Raw genomic sequence first — 365 nt, 5'->3', positions numbered from 1 at the left:
TACATACAGATCTAATACGTCACCTTCAACAATAAACTTTGGTTTAATGTTTACGAAGAAAGCATGGCCTTCAATATCCATTAAGTCGTTATAGCTAACTTTTCCGATTTTTCGGTACTCGGCTTCTAGCCCCAGTTTGACGACATCATGTGTATTGAATTCGTAGCCTCCAACCAAGTTATAGCTAAAGTCTGATAGATCAGATGAATCTTCAATGGCGCTGCCACGATATTCTAATTCAGTTTCATTATAAAAGCCGATATCAACACCAGCATAAAAATGACCATGCTCTCTAGGTGAGTTTTCGTTTTCACTAGCAAGCGCCTGCGAGCTGATGCCAAAAAAAGCGGTGAATAGCGATAGGG

1 protein-coding gene is annotated in these 365 nt (G+C 40.0%); it reads right to left on the bottom strand.

Annotated elements, in window-relative coordinates; translation table 11 throughout:
- Positions 1–365 (bottom strand): outer membrane beta-barrel protein (locus tag AB4486_RS28635; RefSeq protein ID WP_372120220.1); only part of this gene is annotated, 365 nt, incomplete at both ends.

This window comes from Vibrio sp. 10N.222.55.C6 (assembly GCF_041473395.1).
GTDB lineage: Bacteria > Pseudomonadota > Gammaproteobacteria > Enterobacterales > Vibrionaceae > Vibrio > Vibrio crassostreae_C.
This window is presented reverse-complemented; position numbering and strand designations above follow the sequence as displayed.